The sequence below is a fragment of the Clostridium sp. Marseille-Q5894 genome (assembly GCF_946902305.1).
Lineage (GTDB): Bacteria > Bacillota_I > Bacilli_A > Erysipelotrichales > Coprobacillaceae > Thomasclavelia.
In genome coordinates this window covers 243,506-265,894 of sequence record NZ_CAMPPT010000003.1, presented here as the reverse complement: position 1 = coordinate 265,894, position 22,389 = coordinate 243,506, and the positions used below count along the sequence as shown (strand labels likewise).

Genomic DNA, 22,389 nt, shown 5'->3' with positions numbered 1-22,389 from the left:
TATGTCAATGTAATAAGTTATTAGAACAATTCAAAAATTATGAAAGGAAAGGATAAAATGAAATTATTAAAAAAAGTTGGATTAAGTGCTTTATCTTTAGCAACAGTATTTAGTACAGTGGTATCAGTTAAAACAGGACCAGTAAGAGCTGCTGAAGAATTTCGCGGTCAACTTGAAACTGTTGATTCAGTAAATGTTGATGGTAATGTAGTCAATATTTCTTACAACAACGGTGCAATCGCAGGGAAAATTACTTTTTTAGAAAATGGGATCTTCCGTTACAATGTAGATCCATCAGGAGAATTTGGAGAGTATGCTGAAGTTAGAAAAGATATTCCAGGATATAACACACATACAGCAAAAATCCAGGCACAATCTGATAGCTCAGATAAGTATTCACATCCAGATGCTAATGTATCTGATAAAGGTACAGTATGGGAAATTAGTACGGATGAAGCAACGATTGTTTTAGATAAGGCAACTGCAAAAATGTCTATCAAAAACAAAAGCGGAGAAACAATTATGAGTGAGGCAGAGCCTCTAGTAATTAGTAATAAAACTGTTCAGAGTTTAGATACTAAAGCTGATGAATATTTCTTTGGTGGTGGAACACAAAATGGCCGTTTTACTCATAAAGGAAAATCAATTAATATTGCAAACGAAAGTTCATGGACTGATGGTGGTGTCTCTTCACCTAACCCATTCTATTGGTCAACTGAAGGTTATGGAGTGTTAAGAAATACATTCAAAGATGGTAAATACGATTTTGGTGAAACAAGTGCAGAAGTTGTTGCAACTACTCATAATGAGAGTGAATTTGATGCGTATTATTTCGTATCAAACGATGAAGATGTCAACGGTAAAGCCGAAACATTATTAAACGAATACTATACAGTTACAGGTAATCCAATGTTATTGCCAGAATATGCTTTCTATTTAGCGCATTTAAACTGCTATAACCGTGATGGATGGGAAGAAAGTACAAGTGGAAATTGGGTTTTAGAAGACGGTAAAACTTATAGAGAACTAGGACAAGCTTCAGGATATGTAATTCCAGAAAATACCTATGCTGAAACATTAAATAACGAAGGGCCTAGTGTTGATGCTGATAATTTTAAAGGAACTGTAAATGAAGATACTTATAAATTCTCAGCACGTGCTGTTATCGATGGACACGTTGATAATGACATGCCTCTTGGATGGTTCTTACCAAATGATGGTTATGGTTGTGGTTATGGTCAAAATGGTTATTACCAAACACGTACCAGTGGTGAAGATACAACTCGTAGAGATAGTGTCGTAGATGCTAACGTTGCTAACTTGGCATCATTCACTGAATATGCTGAAGCTAATGGAGTTCGTTCAGGATTATGGACACAAGCAGCTTTAACACCTGATGCTTCAGAACAGGATTCACGATATAACGGTTTCCAAAACTTACGTGACTTTAATAAAGAAGTTAATGTTGCTGGAGTATCAGCATTAAAAACTGACGTTGCCTGGGTAGGATATGGTTATTCAATGGCATTAAATTCAGTTAAAGATGGATATAATATCTTGGCAAGCAGTGGAAAACGTCCAACAGTAGTATCATTAGACGGATGGGCAGGATTCCAAAGATATGCAAGTGTTTGGACAGGAGACCAAACTGGTGGTAACTGGGAATATATCCGTTTCCACATTCCTACATATATTGGGCAATCATTAAGTGGAAATCCTAATGTTGGTAGTGATGTTGATGGTATTTTTGGTGGATCTGATTTAATTACAACTCGTGATTTACAATTTAAAACATTTACGCAAACGATGTTAGATATGGATGGTTGGGGATCAAAAGCTAAGAAGCCATATATTACAACAGATCCATATATTTCAATCAATCGTATGTACTTAAAATTAAAAGCACAATTAATGCCTTATATCTACACAGCAGCTCATGAAGCAGTGGATGGACTTCCAATGATCAGAGCAATGTTCTTAGAAGAGGCAAATGATTATACTTACAGTACAGCAACACAATATCAATATATGTTTGGTGATAATTTCTTAGTTGCACCAGTATATCAAGATACAAATGCAGATGAAGTTGGAAATGATGTTAGAAATAATATTTATTTACCAGGAACATCTGATACATGGATCGATTACTTTACTGGTGAACAGTATCGTGGTGGACAAATTATTAATAATTTTGATGCCCCTATATGGAAATTACCATTGTTTGTAAAAAATGGATCTATTATACCAATGTATGAAGAAAATAACAATCCAATGGCAATTACAGAAACAAATGAAAAAGGATTGGATAAAACAAGAAGAATCGTAGAATTCTATCCATATGGAGAAACATCATATGATTTAGTAGAAGATGATGGAATCACATTAAATTATGATGAAGCAACAAATGAACGTGATTATGGAGGAGAAGTAACAACACATATCACATCTAAAGTTGAAGGAGATACAGCAACATTAACAATAGGAGCATCAAAAGGAACATATGAAGGATATGATGCAAATAGACATACAACATTTGTTGTAAATGTATCAAAAGAACCAACAGGATTAATTGCTAAAAATGGAAATACAAACGTAGAATTAACAAAAGTAGGTTCATATGAAGAATTCGAAGCAGCTGCAGCAAATAATGAAGCAGTGTACTTCTATGATGAAGCACCAAACTTAAATAAATATTCAATGGATGGAGAAGCATTCAAAGATACAGAAATAACTACGACACCAAAATTATATGTATCATTCCCTAAGACAAATGTTGATGATAATGCTCAAACTTTAGTAGTTAATGGATTTGCTAACGAAGGAAATATTGCTGCTGATAAATTAAATGAAAATTTAGCAACTCCAGCTAATTTAGCAGCTCCAGAAGAAGAAATAACTCCAACAAGTATTAATGTAACTTGGGATGCCGTAGAAGATGCTACAGGCTACGAATTATTAATTGATGGTAACTTAAATTCAGTTGGAAAAATCAATAGTTTCAAACATACTGAATTAACTTATGATTCTGAACATACTTATAAAGTACGGGCTGTAAATGCTGAAGGATATTCTGCATGGAGTGATGAATTGAAAGTTAAGACATTACTTGATCCATGGAGAAATACTCTTGATGCAACAAATATTCAATGGCCAAACAGTGTTTCATATGGAAGCATGTCAAACGCATTTGATCATGATGATGAGACTACTGGTTTCCAATCACCGATGACGAATGGAAATAACAGTATTGTATTTGATTATGGTAATGCTTATGCATTAGATAAGTTTGAATTTGTACCATTCTTTATTGGGGATACAATTTATGCAGGACTTGTTACAAAAATGGATATTTCTGTCAGCTTAGATGGAGTACATTGGCAAAAGGTATTTGATGGAAATGAAAATCCATGGGCATATGACAAGACAACTAAGGTAGTAAATTTTGACGATAATGTAGTTGGACGCTATGTTAAATTAACAATTGTTGAAACTACTAGAGATTATTTCTCTGCTAATGGATTACATTTATACAAGAAAGACGGAACTAGTCCATTTGCTGTAGGAAGTATCTCAATTCAAGGAAGAACAGATGTAACTGACAGTGATTATACAAATTTAAATAATTATAAAGGTTTATCTATTAAAGATGATCCAACATTTACAAATCAAGTTAAGAATTATGGTATGGATATCAATATGAATGATATCTATGATGTATATGATTATGCATTTACAATGTTTAAACTAGATGGTGGAACAACCAAGAAAGGATCTGTGTCTGGTAATGCATTGTTACTTCCAAGTGTTGAAACAGTAAAAGCTGGTGAGACATTTACAATTGATGTATATGCTGATAATGTTAAGAATTTAAACGCAATTGGTCAAGTTGTTAACTATGATCCTAGCAAAGTTGAATATGTATCTATTAAACAAGATGCTTCTATTTGCACAATGGAAGATTTAACAGTAAATAAAGTATATGATGATGGAACTGCATATGTAAATATGGCATTTGCTAATAGAGGAGATAAGGACGTTTATAATGGAAGCGGAATTGTTGCAACGATTACGATGACTGCAAAAGAAGATATTGTGGTTGCAAATGCAGTTGATTTAAGTAAAGTAACTTTAATTGGACCTAATTATAGTTATGTTGAATCAGATGTTTCAAATGCTCCAGAAATTCCAGAAATTCCAGCCATCACTAAGATTTACTATGGATTTAATGATTTTGATATTACTATGACAAATAATTATTATCCAGAAGACGATGGAACAAACGTTAAGAAATTTATTCAAAGCGGTTCATACGATTCTTATGCTACGTTATTTAACGGATCATATGGTCGTGAATTTGAATTATTATGGGATATAGAATCTAACTATGTTGATGGTAAATTCCCAGAACACGTTAAATTACCAATGACTTTACATTTTGATTTGAAGACACCTTCTAAATTAAATGAAGTTTCTGTATTTAATTCACAAACTCAAGGAAATGGATATTTAACTAGTGCAAAAGCTCAATTGATTTTTGAAGATGGAACAAAATCTGAAGAAATCACACTTGAAAATAAAGGATTTGAATTTGTATTTGCATGGGATACTGACAAAACTGTAACTGGTGTTGATGTAACTGCATTAACAGCTACAGGAAGTGAAGATAACCATATGCTTACTTTAAGTGAAGTACAATTAAAATATGTCGAAGAAGTTAATGTTGAAGGAATTGCTTCAGCTGATACTAATGTTACTGAATTAAAAGTAGGTGAACTTAGTGACATTAATGCTGTAGTAACACCAAATAATGCACCAAATAAATTCTTCAAAGTAACAAGTTCTGATACTGATGTTGTTAAAATCGTTACTTTAGCAGACGAAAATGGATATCCAGTTTATAAAGCTTATGGTGTTAAAGCTGGTAAAGCTACAATCACTTTAATTTCAGCTGCTGATGAAAATATCACTGCAACTTATGAAATTACAGTAACTAAGGATGGAGAACCAATTATTACTCCAGATAAGACATTATTAGCAATTGCTGTTGATGTAGCAAGTCAAATTACAGAAGAAGATCTAGCTGATGTTGTACCAGCAGTTGTTAATGAATTTAATGCAGCATTGACAGAAGCTCAAAATATTTTAGCTGATGCTTATGCAACTGAAGCACAGATTAACGCTTCATTCGATCGTTTAGCAAATGCTATGCATATGCTAAGCTTCATTAAAGGTGATAAAGCATTATTAGAGGCATTTGTTACTAAAGTTGATAATTTAACATCTGAGGCATATATAGCTTCAACTTGGGAATCATTTGCAACTGCTTTACAAACTAGTAAAGATGTATTAGCAAATGAAAATGCAATGCAAGATGAAATCAATGAAACATACGACGCATTAGTAAGAGCATTCTTAGAATTAAGATTAAAACCAAATAAAGATTTATTAACTGATCTAATCAAGAAAGTAGAAGGGTTAAATGCTGCTAAGTATACTGCTGATACATTTGCTGTATTAGATAGTAAATTAGCTGAAGCAAGAGCAGTATTAGATAATGAAGATGCTGATCAAAAAGCTGTAAATGCTGCATACGCTGCATTAAACAGTGCGTTTGAAGGATTGACAGTTATTGATTCTGAAAATTCTACAGTACCAGAACTTCCAACTAATCCTGCACTTCCAAGTGATTCAGGAACTACTGTAAAAACAGGCGATACTTCAGCTAAAGAAAGTGCAATTAAAACAGGTGATACAACTAGCTTCGCAGGCGTAACAACTTTAGGTGCATCTATAGCGGTATTAGCTTACTTAGCTTTAAGTAGAAAAAAAGAAGAAAACTAACAAATAATCTTTAAAGGGGCTGTAACGAATGAATAGTTTTTGGCTATTCATTCGCTTTTTTTATGTCCCGTTTTTAATTTCTCCTCATTCATAACAAAAAAATATCCAAATATTTATTTACTTGGATACTTTCAGGTATTTTTGACGCACTTAAAAAGAACTAGCTTTCTTTTTTTTTAAAATTTCTAGCTTATTGATTTTTTTTCTTCGTATTCTTTGTTTTTTTGTTTATATCTGTGATATTTCCTCAGATTATGTCCTATTCCGACTAACAGTATCTCTTCTTTTACACCATTTTCTCCCCTCCGTCGTAATCTTCCATATCCCTGATTTGTTTTTATATCACCAAATGTTCCTTCTGTTTCACTGCTTCTCTTATTTATTAGTTTTTTTCCTTCTTCGCTTTCCAGATTCTCTCTGACCTCTTTTTGATATTCCTCTAACTGGTAGTTATGATTAATTGTTCGTCCTGATTTTGATTTTGTACATCTGCTTCTTAGTGGACACCCTTCACAGTTTTTATTTCTAAACAGAAAATTTAATTTCTCATAATCACTTCGTTCATCAATTGTGACTTTTTCTAATTCAAATTCATGTCCTGCCGGACATATGAATCCTCCTTCTTCTGTCCTTTTCATATGGTTTTTTTTAAATCTGTTTTTATCATTTGTTTTTTCTTTCTCTTTGTAATATCCACTATATTTCATATACAACTCGATATTATGTTCTTTACAGTATGCATAATTTTCATAACTTCCGTATCCTGCATCAGCCGGTGTTTTCTTAGGATAACATCCATATGCTTCATAATATTTTTCCATAAATGGTATATATGTATTTATATCATTACCGTCACTGCTGATATAAATATTTCTAATTATTCCATCGCTCACGCCTATTTGGATATTATATCCCGGTTTAAATACATTTGTATGATTATAATAATCATATTTCATATGCATAAAGGTTGCATCAGGATCTGTCTTGGAAAAACTGTTCCTTTCTCCCAGAATGTCCATATGAATTGTATATTCAAACATCTTCATCGCGTGTTCTTTTAATTCATCATATAATTTTTGAATATCACTTCTTCTTTTGCCCCTGCCATGTACAAAATCAATATCTTCATCTTTCATGTATTCTTCTATCCTATCACTGATATTCAATAAATAATCGATACTTGGCTCTTTTAGTAATGAATATCTTAGATTGATATTATTTTTCTTAAAATATCTATTGATTCTGTCAATACACTGATTAGTCTTTTTCCAGCGTTTAGTTCTGTTTCTGATCGTATTAGCACGCCAAACAAAAGTATTTTTATTAGCATTAGCTTCATATTTAGTCCCGTCGATACATAGGACATCAGTATTGATATTCATCTTTTTTACAATATACCTGTTGATTTCATAAAAAATATCATCGATAGACATCTTTAAATCATCATTGATGAATCTTTGGAAAGCCATATGGCTGGGACACTGATTCTTAGCGATAAACATATATCTAATATCAGTTTTACAAAGACGTTCAAGGCGTCTGGTAGAAGCATAGCCGTATTCAGCTTTAGCAAGCAGAACTAAAACGAACATCATAAAGGAATCATAACCATGTGTATTTCTGTGAGAGAAGTCGACATACTTATTTATATTTACCTCCCGAGCGACTTCTAAAACAGTTCTACAAATATCATCATGGGGAACATCTTTTTCAAAAGAAAAAGAAAAATCCAGTAGCAAATAAGATTGAAATGAGTTATAATTTGAAGTGTTAATATTAATATTTGACATGAAAATATTATACCAAAAAAACGCTCGCTTGAGCGCTTTTTTTGTTTTATGAAGCTGTAAAATAATTATTTACTCGTTACAGCCCCTTTTAGTATAAATGAGGGATAAGAATGAGATTTTATAAAGGAATAGCAGTCATGTTAATTTGTTTTATGATGATTGGCTGCCAAAAAAAATCAGAGGAAGATTTGGCTAATCGAACTATTATTGAGCCAGAAACTGAGGTAGAAAAAGAGGAAATAGAAAAACCAAAGATCAAAGATTATTCACGGGATACAAATCCAGGTGAAGTCATAAATATTACAATGGCACAGATGGAAGAAAAAATGGCTAATAACGAGACATTTGTAGTATGTTTTGCGACAACGTACTGTATGTATTGTAAACAGCTACATGTTATTTTAGATGACTATTTAAAGGATCATCATGTAGTCATATATCAAGTTATTTTAGATTTAGAAAATGCTACTGAAGAAGAAAATTTGACAGTGATTCATAAATATTTTGAAGAGTTTTATACAACACCAGGTGTTTTTTATGTAAAAAAAGGAATTAATAAAAGTTATTTAAATACGTACACTTTAGGAATTGAAGAAGAAATCATTGATCAGTGGGTAAGAGAAAATCAGATTGACAAAAAAAGAGAATAAAACTAAAAATTGCAAAGAATATACTATTAAAGGAATTTACAAATCCCCTTTTTTTGGGTACAGTGTTAATTGTGCATAAATGTTTTTTTATAGATAATATGAAGTGACCTCCTAAGTTGTCAAAAAGTGGATTACGATTCATAATAAGATTAGTAAAAAAACAAAATTATGAAAGTCGATACCATAACGACAATAGGAGGTCACTATGAAAAGTATAATTTATATTGGGATGGATGTCCATAAAAATACGTACAGTTTATGTGGAATCAATTCATCAACAGGAGAAGTTATTGCACAGACAAAATGTGCTGCTGAAGTAAAGAATATTCTTAAATTTATTAAGTCAGCTAAAGAAAGAATGAGTGAAGAAAATGAGGTGGATATTTTAACAGGATATGAAGCTGGATGTTTAGGATTTTCCTTATATCATGAACTTGCATACCATGATATTCCATGTGTTATATTAGCACCATCAACAATGCATGGATCAGTCAAAAATAAAAAAGTAAAAAATGATAAGATGGATGCCTTTAATATTGCCACTAATCTTATGCACGATTCATACAAAGCTGTTCATGTACCAACAGAACATGACAATGAAATCAAGGAATATATAGGTCTAAGAGAAGATGTCATCCAGTCAAGAAAGAGAATCAAACAGCAGATCAGTGCATTGGTATTGAGACGAGGATTAAGATATGAGGGGAAAAGCAACTGGACAGTGGCCCATATCAAATGGCTTGAAACGATAGAATTGCCAGTAATCGTAAGAGAAACATTAAATGAATATTTAAAAGTCTATGATTATTTAAATGAACGTATTGAAAAATATGATGAAAGGATAGAAGAGTTTTCAAAAGAAGAGGAATATAAGGAACCGGTTTCTAAAATTTCCTGTTTCAAAGGAATAGATACATTATCAGCAATGAAGATACATGTCACAGTGAGTGATTTTCAGCGATTTCCAACAGCAAAGGCATTTATGGCGAATCTGGGAATGCTTCCAGGAGAGAATTCGAGCGCGGAGAAATACAGCAATACACCAATCACCAAGATGGGGAATGCGATGGTTAGAAAGACACTGGTAGAATGTACACAGGCATTAGTAAGAGGAACAGTTGGAAAGAAATCAAAAGCGTTGAAAAAAAGACAAAAAGGACAGGAGGATGAAATCGTAGCATATGCAGATAAGGCAGTAGAAAGATTACAAAAAAGATTTAGAAGGATGGTATTAAGAGGGAAACCATATAATGTAGCTATCATGGCAGTGGCAAGGGAACTAGCAGGATTTATATGGGGAATGGAAACAGGAAGAATATAGAAGATGTAAAAAGATGTTTTCTATACAATTATGAAAATTTAAAGAAAAAATAAGAAATGGAGGACAAAAATCGAGAAAAAAAGAACACAAAATCAATGGCATAGAAAAGCCTCAAAAAAGGAGAAGCAGGTTTAGTTATCTACGGTCCTTTCTTTGTGGCATAAATAAGATATAAAAGAAGTCGCGATCTGGAATATCATAAATTATAGATGATTCACGTATATAGATAGTTAGAACTTATTTGACGAACCATTAACCTTGGAGTAGCCAATCTCCGTATAACAGAGTGGTTAACTGTCGATAAATCTAGTATTTTGGGGCTTTTGTATGCCATTGATGATAAAATTAAATAATTTTATTATGAATGTGTAATTTTCACTTGACAAAGGTCACTTCATAACAGATAGGAGAATTATTTTGAAAAAGAAAAGTATATTGTTTTATGTGTTAGCGGTTATTTTTTTGGTAATTGCTATTTATATGGGAGTTGGAACATATTTAACATTAGCAGCGTCTGCAGCACAATATGAGATTTCTTTGGTAGATGAATGGTCTACAGTGTTACAAAATATTATTGCAGCAGCAGGTGGTTTTTTAGCTTTTGCATTTATTTTTTGTGGAATTGCATTTGTTTTAGGTGATTTATCAAAAATTATTAATGAACCAGTTACTTTAAAAAAGAGAAAAAGTAAACGAGATGAAAACGCAGAATCTAAAAAAGCAGAAAGAATAAGTTAGAAGATATTGGTTTCACTTTTAAGTTTTATTTATTGATGAGAAATAATTATTTATAAATTAATTTGATTATAGTGTATTTTAAGTACAGTTTTACGTTCAATAGTAAACAAATTCTATATCTTTTTATAATATTTATTTTATCGTTAGAGTTAAATCAATATGTATTTGCATAAATAACAGTGATTGTTTTATACATTTTAGATATGTTATATTATTAGAAGAAACAATAAGAAAGGAGAAATATCATTAATTAATGATATAAGTAAAGATAGTGAGAAAAAAGATTTGGATAATGGTATGCATCTGCTTTTTGCTTGTTGCTTGTGGTCCAGGTAAGATAAAAGCTGATAAAAAACTCGTCGGAACTTTAAATAGTACAATGGATGACCAGACACTTACTTCAACAATAGAAATCGAATATAACAGTGAAGATGAAACACCAGTGAAGGGCGTATTTAAACATAAATATGATAATCTCGAAAAGACAGAAACTAATAATAATATTCTAGCAACTTTTATTAACCGACAAACTATAATTGAACAATTAGAAGGAGTAGAAGTATCTGCAGATGTTACAGATACAAGTTTTGATTTTGAAGAAGAGTGGGATTATAACGTCGTTGATGTAAATAAGGCTTTAGAAGCTGATGAAGATCAGAAAAATTTTATAGAAGATGGTAAATATTCATTAACAAAAATGAAAAATTATTACGAAAATCAGGGATATTCTTTTGAAGAAAAAGATTTAAAATAGACTTAAATATAGATATGAATATAAATAAGAGAATAAATTATTATGATTATTATTCTAATAATTTATTCTCTTATATTTTTTATTATTTTTAGTCAACTATTTATCAAAATTACCAAAAACGTTTACATTAAAATTACAAAAGTATACATTATAAATGACTATTAGTACTTTCTGATTACTATTACAAGTAACTAGGGGATTGTAATTGTAAATTCAGATAAGAACAATAGATTATTAAAAGGAGGAGGATCTATGAGGAAACTATTAAAGATACTTTTAGTATTAGCAATTTCTTTACCAGCTATTATTTTTAATGTTGCAGAAAATAATTCTGTTTATGCCATAATAAGCGGTGATTATTCTTATGAGTTAATAGATGAAGATACAATCACTATTTTAAATTATAGTGGTAGTGAAAAAAATCTAGTAATTCCAGAAAAAATTGACAAAAAAACAGTTAAGAAAATTGGTTATGGTGCCTTTGCAGAATGTAAAAGTATTGAATCACTAGTAATCCCAGAAACAGTTACAACGATTGATAATTATGCTTTTTCGCAATGTAGTCAATTGCAAACAATGACGATTCCAGATTCCGTAGTTTCGTTAGGACAAAATGCTTTTGCGGGTTGCAGCAGTCTTGAAAGTTTAAAGATTCCTAGTGAAATTAAAGCGATATCTTACGGTGCATTTTTTGATTGTACTAGTTTGAAAAGTGTTGAGATTCCAGATGGAGTTCAGACAATTAGTGGAATGGTGTTTGGAAATTGTAAATCTTTAGAAAATATTATTCTTCCTAATACGATAACATATATTGGTGGAAATGCTTTTTCTGATTGTACAGGACTTAAAAGTATTAATCTTCCTAATGGTGTAAAAGTTCTAGGATCTGGAGCTTTTAAAGGATGTTTAGGGTTAGAAGAAGTTATGTTGCCAGACACATTAACGAGTATTGGTCAAAGTGCTTTTCAGGATTGTATTAGCCTAGAAAGTATTGCAATACCAAATAGTGTAACAGGGATAGGATATGCAGCTTTTAGTGGCTGTACGTCATTAAAAGATATTAATATTCCAGAACTGGTTGTTTCAATAGGAAATGCAACATTTAGTGGTTGTGCATCTTTAGAAACAATAGAAATTCCTGAAAATATTACATCATTAGCTGATAATGTATTTAGTGGCTGTGTAAATTTAAAGAGTATTGTTATTCCAGATTCAGTAAGAGAAATAGGAACTTCTACATTTAGCTATTGTAGCAGTCTTGAAGAAGTAAAACTTTCAAAAAATTTAACTAGTATTCCTACAAGTTTATTTAGATATTGTGATAAACTTGAGACAGTAGTACTTCCTAATGGAGTAAAAACTATTGGCGATACTGTGTTTGCTGATTGTATGAATTTAAGAAGTGTTACTTTCCCAGATACAATTCAATCAGGTCAAATAGGTAGTCGTATTTTTTCAAATTCCCCTAAAGTAGTAGCTTCAGTAATAGCTGATTCAGAAGCACATCTATATATGAGAAGAAATGCATATGCTTTTACATTAATTACAACAGGAATAAATTTGGATAAAGTAGAACTAACATTAAATGTTAATGATTCATCTAAATATGTGGCTATTTTGTCACCATATACAATTGCTGATAATACACAATTAACATGGATTTCAAGTAATCCTAATATTGCAGCAATAGATAATAATGGTATTGTTACTGGAGTATCTGAAGGTGAAGCTACTATTACTGTAAAAACAGCTAACGGCTTAAGTGCTACTAGTAATGTTACTATAAGTGATGAACATATTCCTATTGTAGGAGTAAAATTAAATCAAAATGAATTAGTAATGAAAAAAGAAACATCAAGTTCTTTAAAAGCAACTATTAATCCTAGTAATACAACTGAAGATAAAAAATTGACATGGACATCAAGTGATAATGAAGTAGTGACAGTTAGTTCAACAGGAGTATTGACAGCTAGAAAACCAGGAACAGTAACTATTACAGTAACAACAAGTAATGGAATTAGTGATACATGTAATGTAACTGTAATTAGTGAAATTACAAAAGTAGCTTTAAATCTTACAGCTGTTTCTCTTGAAGAAGGAACATCGCAATTGTTAAGAGCAACAATTAATCCAAGTGATACAACTGATTCAAAAGAATTAACATGGAAATCAAGTAATCCTAGTGTTGCAACAGTAGATCAAAATGGTGAAGTTACAGCTGTAAAAAAAGGAACAGCAACAATTACTGTTGAAACAGTAAATGGAAAAAGGGCTGAATGTAAGGTGACTGTTAATCCAGCTGTAGTGAGTATCCCAATTGAAAATATTACTTTAAATAAGACAGAGTTAGTTCTAGAAGAAGAAGCAAGCGAAACATTAGTGGCAACAATTAATCCAAGTAATACTACTGATGATAAAACACTTAATTGGATATCAAGTGATGAAGCAGTAGCAACAGTAGATCAAAATGGTACGATTGTAGCTAAACAACCGGGAACGGCCATTATTACAGTAACTACTACTAATGATAAAACAGCTATTTGTGAAGTTACAGTAACTAAAAAACCAGTCCCAATTGAATCTGTTGAATTAAATAAAAATGAATTAATTCTAAAAGCAGGAAAGAGTGAAACATTAGTAGCAACAATCAATCCTCAAAATACAACTGAGGATACTAGACTTGATTGGACTTCGAGCGATGAAACAGTGGCTACTGTTGAAAATGGTACGATTAGTGCTAAAAGAGCTGGTGAAACAGTTATTACTGTAACCACAGTAAACGGGAAAGAAGATACATGTTTAGTAACTGTATTTGAATTGAATACCGAAGAATTGAAGGCTTTAATTGATGAAGCTAAAAATAAAGAAGATATTTATACTAAAGATAGTTATGCAGTTTTAGTTGATGCAGTTTCAAATGGTGAGGCAGTAATTAATGACGAAGATGCTAGTCAAGAAAATATTGATGCAGCAGTTGAATTATTAAAACAAGCAATAGATAATTTAGTAGAAAGAGTATCAGCAGAATTATTAGAAACTTTACAAATAAAGCTTGAAGAATGTAAAAATTTGGAAGTAAATTATACACCAGAAGAATTTTTACAATTAAAAGAAGTAATTGATGAAGCTGAAGCTTTACTTCAAAATGAAGTTGATAACATTTCTAATGATGCTGTTAATCAAATTTTAAGTAAGTTAATTGAAGAAAGTGATGTTCTATATTTAGCTACAGCGACAAATGAATTAAAAACTGTTATAGCAAGTGCAAATGAATTACTAAATAGTGATTTAAGTGGATACTTGGAAGAAAGTATTACTGCTTTAAGAACTGTAACTAATGAAGCTCAAGCATTAATTGATAATCAATGTCAAGATCTTGATTTAATCAATGAAGCTGTTAAAAAAGTAAATACTGCTATTTCGCAAATGCAAAAAATAGTCGATAAAACAGCTTTAGAAGCCTTGATCAGTGAAGCTGAAATATATCAAGAAGGAATCTATACAACCGATTCATGGGCAGTATTACAAGAGACATTAACAGCAGCTAAAGAAGTAGTGGCAAATGAAAATGCCACAGAAGCTGAAGTAGAAGAAGCAATCAATAATTTACAAGAAGCAATTCAAAATTTAGTCTTAAGAGCAGATAAAACAAGATTACAAGAAGTTTATGATATGATAGACGGATTAGATAGAAGTCTATATACGCCTGCAAGTTTAGCTGGATTAACAGAACCTATGGAAAACGCTAAAGCTGTACTAGATAATTTAGATGCCAGTCAAGAAGAAACTGATAATGCATATGAAGAACTAGTTAGAGGGTATTTGAACTTAAGATTAAAAGCTATTAAAGATACAATTATAGGCTTTGTAAATAAAGTAAATGATCTAGATCAAAGTAAATATAGTGTACAGTCATGGGAACAATTTGAAACAGCACTTAATAATGCAAAAGAAATAATTGCAGATGAAAATGCTCTTCAAGATAAAACAGACGATGCTTATATAGCGTTAGTTAATGCATATTTAGGATTAAGACTTAAACCTAATAAAAGTATGTTGACAGTATAAAAGTAAATGGATAACAAAAAAGACAATTAATCAAAAATTGTCTTTTTTAATAAGCTGTTATAATTATTTAAAAGAACAAAACATTTTTTAATTATTCTAAATACAGCTGTATTTTAATTATATAAAATCTCACATTTAGAAAAAATATTAATTATTTGTTATTAATATGGTATGTGCAGGTTATTTATTACTACGATCATTAAAAATAAGATACTTTTTATATTGAATGATTGCTGGAAAATAACATAATAAATTTTGAAATGTAATAAGAAAGGTAGAATTGTTGATATAACAGCTTACAAAATTGTCTTAATTTATAGTTAAATATGGTAGAAATGGTATAAAATCAAATAATTGTGTTTAAATATTATGAAAGGGCTTAGAAACAATTGTTTAAAAGTGCAAAATATTTTTTAATCACTCTAAATACAGTTGAAATTCAATTATATATAATAAAAAAGGATGATTGAAAATCTTATAAAAATAAAGGTTTATATCTATCATCGCCTAAAATTTACTATTTTTGATAGTAAATTAGGGTATTGTTTATTAAAAGGTAGTTAAAAAATATTTTTAATTACTATTAAATTTATTTTAAAGAGGAGGGATGAGAGGAATATTTTAACGGATTTAAATGTTTATTATTTTAGAGAAAGGGGAAGCAAGATGAAGAAAAAAACATTTCACAAAATAAGTGCATTGTCACTAGCAGCGGTGATGTCTCTTTCAACAGTTAGTACATCGATGATGGCTTTAGCAGCAAATAATGCTGTATCTAATGAGATATCTACATATGCTACAGATGATGCTGGTTACAATGTTTTAGGTGCTGTTACTTCTGCTGTATTAGATGGTAATAAAGTAGATTTAACAATCCAAACTGGTGAAAAAATTCGTTTTACATTCTTAGAACAAAATGTGTTTAGAATGTATATGGCACCTGAAGGGGAACCATTTAGAGAATATCCAGTTGCAAATAGTAGTGACCACACAGCAACAATTACAAACAAGACAGATGAGCAATATGAAAGTGAGTATAATGTTGTTCCTACTTTAGAGGAGACAGATACTACTGTTACAATTTCAACTGAAAAAATTAAAATTGAAATTAATAAAGCTCAAACATTAGTAAAATTAATGAAAGCAGACGGAACAGTGGTATGGGAAGAAGCTGCACCATTAAAATATAAAACAGGAAGTACGATTCAAACTTTAAAAACAGATGATGATGAGTATTTCTATGGTGGTGGAACACAAAATGGTCGTTTCTCACACAAGGGAAAATCTATTAAAATTGCTACTACTAATACTTGGGTTGACAAATCAGTAACTAGCCCTAATCCATTCTATTGGTCTACAGATGGATATGGTGTTGTAAGAAACACTTGGAAACCTGGTGAATATGATTTTGGATCTACTAATGGTAATGTAGTAACTACTACTCATAATGAAAAACGATTTGATGCATATTATTTCGTTGATGATGAACCTGTTGATATTTTAGGTGATTACTATGAATTAACAGGAAATCCTGCTGAATTACCAGAATATGCTTCATACTTAGGACATTTAAACTGCTACAATCGTGATTACTGGTTAGAAGTATCAGAAGGAACAAGCGGAGCAGTTAAATTAGGAGACAAATGGTATAAAGAATCACAATCTGATAATGGAGGAGAAAAGGAAACATTATTAGGTGATGCAAATACAACTGCTCAACAAATTATTGAAGATCATGAAGACAATGATATGCCACTTGGATGGTTCTTGCCAAACGATGGATATGGTTGTGGTTATGGTCAAACAGATAGTCAAGCAGGAGACATTGAAAATCTAGGAAATTTCGCTGATTATGCAATTTCTAAAGGGGTTCAAACAGGTTTATGGACTCAATCAAACTTATGGCCTGCAGATTCATCTAATCCTCAAAAAGGGGAACGTGATATTTATAAAGAAGTTGAAGCTGGAGTTCACTCAGTAAAAACTGACGTTGCTTGGGTTGGAGCTGGATACTCAATGGCTTTAAATGGTATCAGTGTTGCTTATGATGCAATTGCTTCAAGATCAGGTTTAAAACCAAACATTGTTACTTTAAATGGTTGGGCTGGTACTCAACGTTATGGTGGTATCTGGAGTGGTGACCAAACAGGTGGACAATGGGAATACATTAGATTCCATATTCCAACATACATTGGAACTGCTTTATCAGGACAACCAAATATTGGTAGTGACATGGATGGAATCTTCGGTGGAAAAAACACAACAGTTCAAACACGTGATTTCCAATGGAAAGCATTTACTACTTATATGTTAGATATGGATGGTTGGGGTTCTAACCAAAAATCACCATGGGCACTTGGTGAAGATGCAACATCTATCAATAGAACATATCTAAAATTAAAGGCACAATTAATGCCATATATTAATACAATTTCACATGAAGCTACTGCTGAAGGTGGATTACCAATGATAAGAGCAATGTTCTTAGAAGAAGCTAATCCATATACTTTAGGAACTAGCACACAATATCAGTACATGTGGGGAGATAATTTTATCGTAGCACCTATTTATCAAAACACAAATGCTGATTCACAAGGAAATGATATTAGGAATGATATTTATTTACCTTCAACAAGTGATATTTGGATTGATTACTTTACAGGACAACAATACAGAGGTGGACAAGTATTAAATAACTTTGATGCACCATTATGGAAACTTCCTGTATTTGTAAGAAATGGATCTATTATTCCAATGTATCCAGAAAACAATAACCCTGAAGCTATTTCAGAAACAAATACAAGTGGTCTAGATAGATCTCAACGTATTGTAGAATTCTATCCATATGGTTCATCTGAATTTGAAGCATATGAAGATGATGGAAAAACTTTAGGTGGAGCATCTGTTACTACATTATTAACTTCTGATGTAGAAAACGGAACTGCAACTTTAAAAGCTAATAAATCAGTAGGAAGCTATTCTGGAATGGTAAAAGAAAGATCTACTGAATTTGTTGTAAATGTATCTGAAGCGCCTACAAGTGTAACTGGTAATGTTGCTGGTGAAGATGTAACATTTAGACAAGTTACAACTCAAGAAGAATATGATGCTGCAACAGATAATGTATACTTCTACAATCCAAATCCTTCAGTAATCGTTAAAGATTATGCTACAGAAGGAACTACTTATGCAGATATCGAAGATACAACAACTCCTAAATTATATGTAAAATCTGCTGAAAAAGTAGATATTACAGCTTACGACTTTACAGTTAATGTAAACGGATTTAAAAACGAACAAGATTTAGGTGAAGATGTTTTAGATGAAGCATTAACAGTTCCAACTGGATTAGCAGAAGTATCAAAAACAGATGCTGAAATTACAGTTGCATGGGATGCAGTAGATGAAGCATCTAGCTATGATATCGAAGTAGATGGTACAGTATTTAGAAATATCACAGACACAAGCTATACACATAATGGTTTATCATATTTAACAAACCATACTTATCGTGTACGTAGTGTAGCTGCTAATGGACATTATTCTAATTGGTCAGATTTAATTACAATTCAAACTGATGATGATCCATATCGCAATGTTCCAACTGTTACTCCAACTTGGAGTTATGGAGATTCATGGGGGGATGTAGAAGATGGATTTGATCATGATACTAATACAATGTTCCATTCTACTAATGCAGTAACTCCAGATCAAATGTTAACATTAGATTTAGGTGCAGCCTATCAACTAGATAAATTAACTTATCAACCTCGTATGGATAATAAAGGTAATGGTACTGTTTATCGTATGGATGTTTATGCAAGTTTAGATGGTGTAAACTATACAAAAGTATGGGATGGAAATGCTAACGATGCATGGACATATGATAGAAACAATATGGATGTTGATGATATTAAAGAAATGCCATTAAATGGATTAAAAGCTCGTTACTTAAAATTGAGCGTATTATCTTCTGTAGGTGGATTCTTCTCAGCTTCAGAAATTACACCATATAAAGTAGATGGTACTGATGCTTGGGTTGTTGGAGATGTAAATAACTCAGGTGCTGTAGATGATAACGATTTAGTATTCTATGAAAACTATGTTGGATTAAAACCAGTTGATAGTGATTGGGATTACTCAACATTAGGAAATATTGATAATAATGATATTATTGATGCATATGATATTGCATTTGTTGCTAGTATGTTAGGAGAAGAAATTACTAATGCTGCTAGTGGTGTTGATGGTAAGATTGAAATCGTTCCATCAAAAACAGATATTAAAGCTGGAGATACAGTAACATTAGATATCTATGGAATTGGATTGAAGAATGTAAATGCATTTAGTGTTGAATTGCCAGTTGATACTGATTTATTCGAAGTTACTAACTTTGGATCTGCTTCATTATCAACAGTATTTATGAGAAATTTCTCAAAAACTAGATTCCATTCTGATGGATCTGTTGACAATTATGTATGCTTTACTAATGTTGGAAAACAAGATCTAATTAATGGAACAGGAAGTATTGCTAAAGTAACAATTAAAGCCAATGCTGACTTTACTTGGGATACTAAGGCAACAAGAGCAGTTGTAGTTGGACAAGATTTATCAAAAGCAGATGCTTTAATTGATATTACACAAGTTCCAACACCACCTGAAACTCAAAATGTTTTAGGAGTATCTGATTTTGCTAATATTTCATTCAGTAATGATGTTAAACAAGACATGACTGGTGATGAATTATGGCAACAATCAAATTGGAAAGATTTATTATTTGATGGTGATATAGGTGGAACTCTTGCTGAATTCAAATGGTATTTAGGAGCAGAAACTGATATTGCAGAAGAAGTTAAACTTCCAACAGATATGAATTTTGAATTTAACAATGCAGAACCATTAAAAACAGTAAAAGTATATAACCGTACAAGCAGTAATGGTCGTGTTACAAGCATTAAGGCTGTAGGTTATAATGGAGATACTGAATATGATTTAGGTACATTTAGTTCAGCACAAGATGTATTTGAATTTACAGTACCTGCAGAAGCTACTAGTATTGATCGTGTAGTAATTACTCCTATGACAAGTCTTGGTACTGCTACAGGAACTCAAACTGGTAGTGAATCAAATCGTATGTTATCATTACGTGAAATTGAATTTATTACTGATAGTGCTGTTAATGCAACAGGTATTAAATTTAATGAATCAAGTGCTAAAAACGTTTATGTAGGTGGCTTAGCAGAAGTATCTGCTACAGTTAGTCCAAATAACGTTAGCAATCCATTCTATAACATCACAAGCAGTGATGAAAGTATTGCAAAAGTAATTAAGATTCCAACAGAATCAACTTATATCTTTGCAGTTCAAGGTGTTTCTGAGGGAACAGTTACTTTAACTGCAACATCAGAAGATGGTGAATTTGTAGCAACTCAAGAATTAGAAGTTGTAACTGGTGTAGATGTAAGCGTATTATCTGAACAAATCGCTAAATTTGATGCATTATATGAAAATCTATATACAGCTGATAGTTATGCACAAGTTAAATTAGCTGTTGATGCGGCTAAAGAATTAGTTGGAGCAGATTCAACTACACAAGCTGATGTTGACAAGGCAACAATTGAAATTGTTAATGCGTTGAACAAACTTGAATTCAAGGGATCTAATGATGATCAACCTTCTAGTATAAACTTAATTCCTCAATCAGGAATGAGTCGTTATGATGAATCAAGTATGTCAGCTTATGAAAAAGAAGATGCAAGCTATGTAATTGATGGTGACAAAGATACAATTTGGCATTCAAATTACAGTACAGGTTATAAATTACCTCAATATGTAACTATTGATTTAGGTGCAGTATATAACTTAGAACAAGTAGATATGTTACCACGTCAAAATGGTAGAAATGGACATATTACACATTACCGTATTGAAGTAAGTACTGTTGAAGGTGAAAATAAAGTATTTACACCTGTAGTTGAAGGTTACTTATCAAATGATGGAAGCTCATTAGATGAACCTGGTATTGCAAAAGAAATTAAGTTCGATACAGTTGAAGCTAGATATGTAAGATTTATTGCTATCGAATCATTAGGTGATAGACTTAATGCATATGCTTCTATTGCAGAATTGAATTTCTATGGACTTGCAAAAGGTGAAGAAGTTGAAACAAGTAAAGTAGCTTTAGAAATTGCGGTAAATACAGCTAATACTCTAAAAGAACAAGGAGCATTAAACGATGTTGTTCCTGCTGTAGTAGCTGAATTTGAAACTGCACTTGCTAATGCAGAAACAGTTTTAGCTGATACTAGTGCTGATCAAACTACAATTGATACTGCATTCTATCGCTTAGCTAATGCTATCCATATGTTAGGATTCATCAAAGGTGATAAAACTGCATTAGAAGCATTGATCAAAGAAGCTGAAGCATGTGAAGAAGATAAATATACAACTGATTCATGGACAGCGTTCCAAGAAGCATTAGAAGCAGCTAAAGAAGTAATGAATGATGAAAATGCTTTAGAAAACGATGTTCAAGAAGCATACAATAACTTGAAGGATGCAATTGCAAACTTAGTATTAAGAGCAGATAAATCAAGATTACAAGCATTATATGACATGGTAAATGGATTAGATAAGAGTCTATATACAGAAGCAACTGTAGCTGGATTAACTGATCCAATGGCAAATGCTAAGGCCGTATTAGCAAACGTTGATGCAACACAAGAAGAAGTAGACAGTGCATATGAAGCATTGATTAGAGCATACTTAGACTTAAGATTAATTCCAAATAAGGATTTATTAGCAGAATTAATCAATAAAGCCCAAACATTAAATGCAGCAAGCTATACTCAAGAATCTTGGGGAGCATTAGTTGAAGCATTGACTGTAGCACAATCAGTATTAGGAAATGATGATGTTGATGAAGCAACAGTAAAAGCAGCAATTGAAGGATTACAAGCAGGTATTGATAACCTAGTAGCGGCTCCTGCAACACCAGTAAAATCTGGAGATACAACAAGCTCAATTAATACTGGAGACAGTACTAATATGATGGCATCAATTGCAGGATTAGCTTTAGCTTCTGCTGTAATTTATGGAGCAAAGAAAAGAAAAAAATCTAATTAATATTTAAAGTATTATATATTTTAAAAATTGTAGGTTTTATCTAATTAAAAAGAGGAATTTGACCTATATGGAATAATTCCTCTTTTGTTTTTATTGATATAT

The 22,389-nt window shown here is 31.7% G+C and carries 8 protein-coding genes; 7 read left to right on the top strand and 1 reads right to left on the bottom strand.

What is annotated here, in order from left to right; genetic code table 11:
• Positions 1-57: 57 nt before the first annotated feature.
• Positions 58-5,841 (top strand): TIM-barrel domain-containing protein, encoded by a 5,784-nt coding sequence (locus OC535_RS06775; RefSeq protein WP_498823460.1) that lies wholly within the window; start codon positions 58-60, stop codon positions 5,839-5,841.
• Between the two features lie 185 nt (positions 5,842-6,026).
• On the opposite strand, the gene OC535_RS06770 is transcribed toward OC535_RS06775, so the two are convergent.
• The gene (locus tag OC535_RS06770; RefSeq protein WP_498823154.1) at positions 6,027-7,631 is read right to left on the bottom strand and encodes an IS1182 family transposase; all 1,605 of its coding nucleotides are present in this window, start codon (positions 7,629-7,631) and stop codon (positions 6,027-6,029) included.
• 110 nt (positions 7,632-7,741) lie between these two features.
• On the opposite strand from OC535_RS06770, the gene OC535_RS06765 reads away from it, so the two are divergent.
• From OC535_RS06765 to OC535_RS06740, 6 genes are all read left to right on the top strand, one after another.
• Entirely contained in the window at positions 7,742-8,281 is a 540-nt protein-coding gene (locus tag OC535_RS06765; protein ID WP_227052095.1) for a thioredoxin domain-containing protein, read from the top strand.
• Between the two features lie 205 nt (positions 8,282-8,486).
• Positions 8,487-9,602, top strand: a complete 1,116-nt coding sequence (locus OC535_RS06760) for an IS110 family RNA-guided transposase (protein ID WP_227053805.1) — start codon at positions 8,487-8,489, stop codon at positions 9,600-9,602.
• A 417-nt stretch (positions 9,603-10,019) separates the two neighbouring features.
• Complete coding sequence (locus tag OC535_RS06755; protein ID WP_227052093.1) at positions 10,020-10,340, top strand: hypothetical protein; 321 nt, start codon at positions 10,020-10,022, stop codon at positions 10,338-10,340.
• A 271-nt stretch (positions 10,341-10,611) separates the two neighbouring features.
• Positions 10,612-11,094, top strand: coding sequence for a hypothetical protein (locus tag OC535_RS06750; protein WP_024721414.1), 483 nt, complete (start codon positions 10,612-10,614; stop codon positions 11,092-11,094).
• Positions 11,095-11,346: 252 nt separating this feature from the next.
• Complete coding sequence (locus OC535_RS06745; protein WP_498823459.1) at positions 11,347-15,162, top strand: leucine-rich repeat protein; 3,816 nt, start codon at positions 11,347-11,349, stop codon at positions 15,160-15,162.
• Positions 15,163-15,828: 666 nt separating this feature from the next.
• Positions 15,829-22,287 carry a discoidin domain-containing protein gene (locus OC535_RS06740; RefSeq protein ID WP_498823458.1) on the top strand — a complete coding sequence of 2,153 codons (6,459 nt, stop codon included), beginning with the start codon at positions 15,829-15,831 and terminating at the stop codon, positions 22,285-22,287.
• Positions 22,288-22,389: the final 102 nt, after the last annotated feature.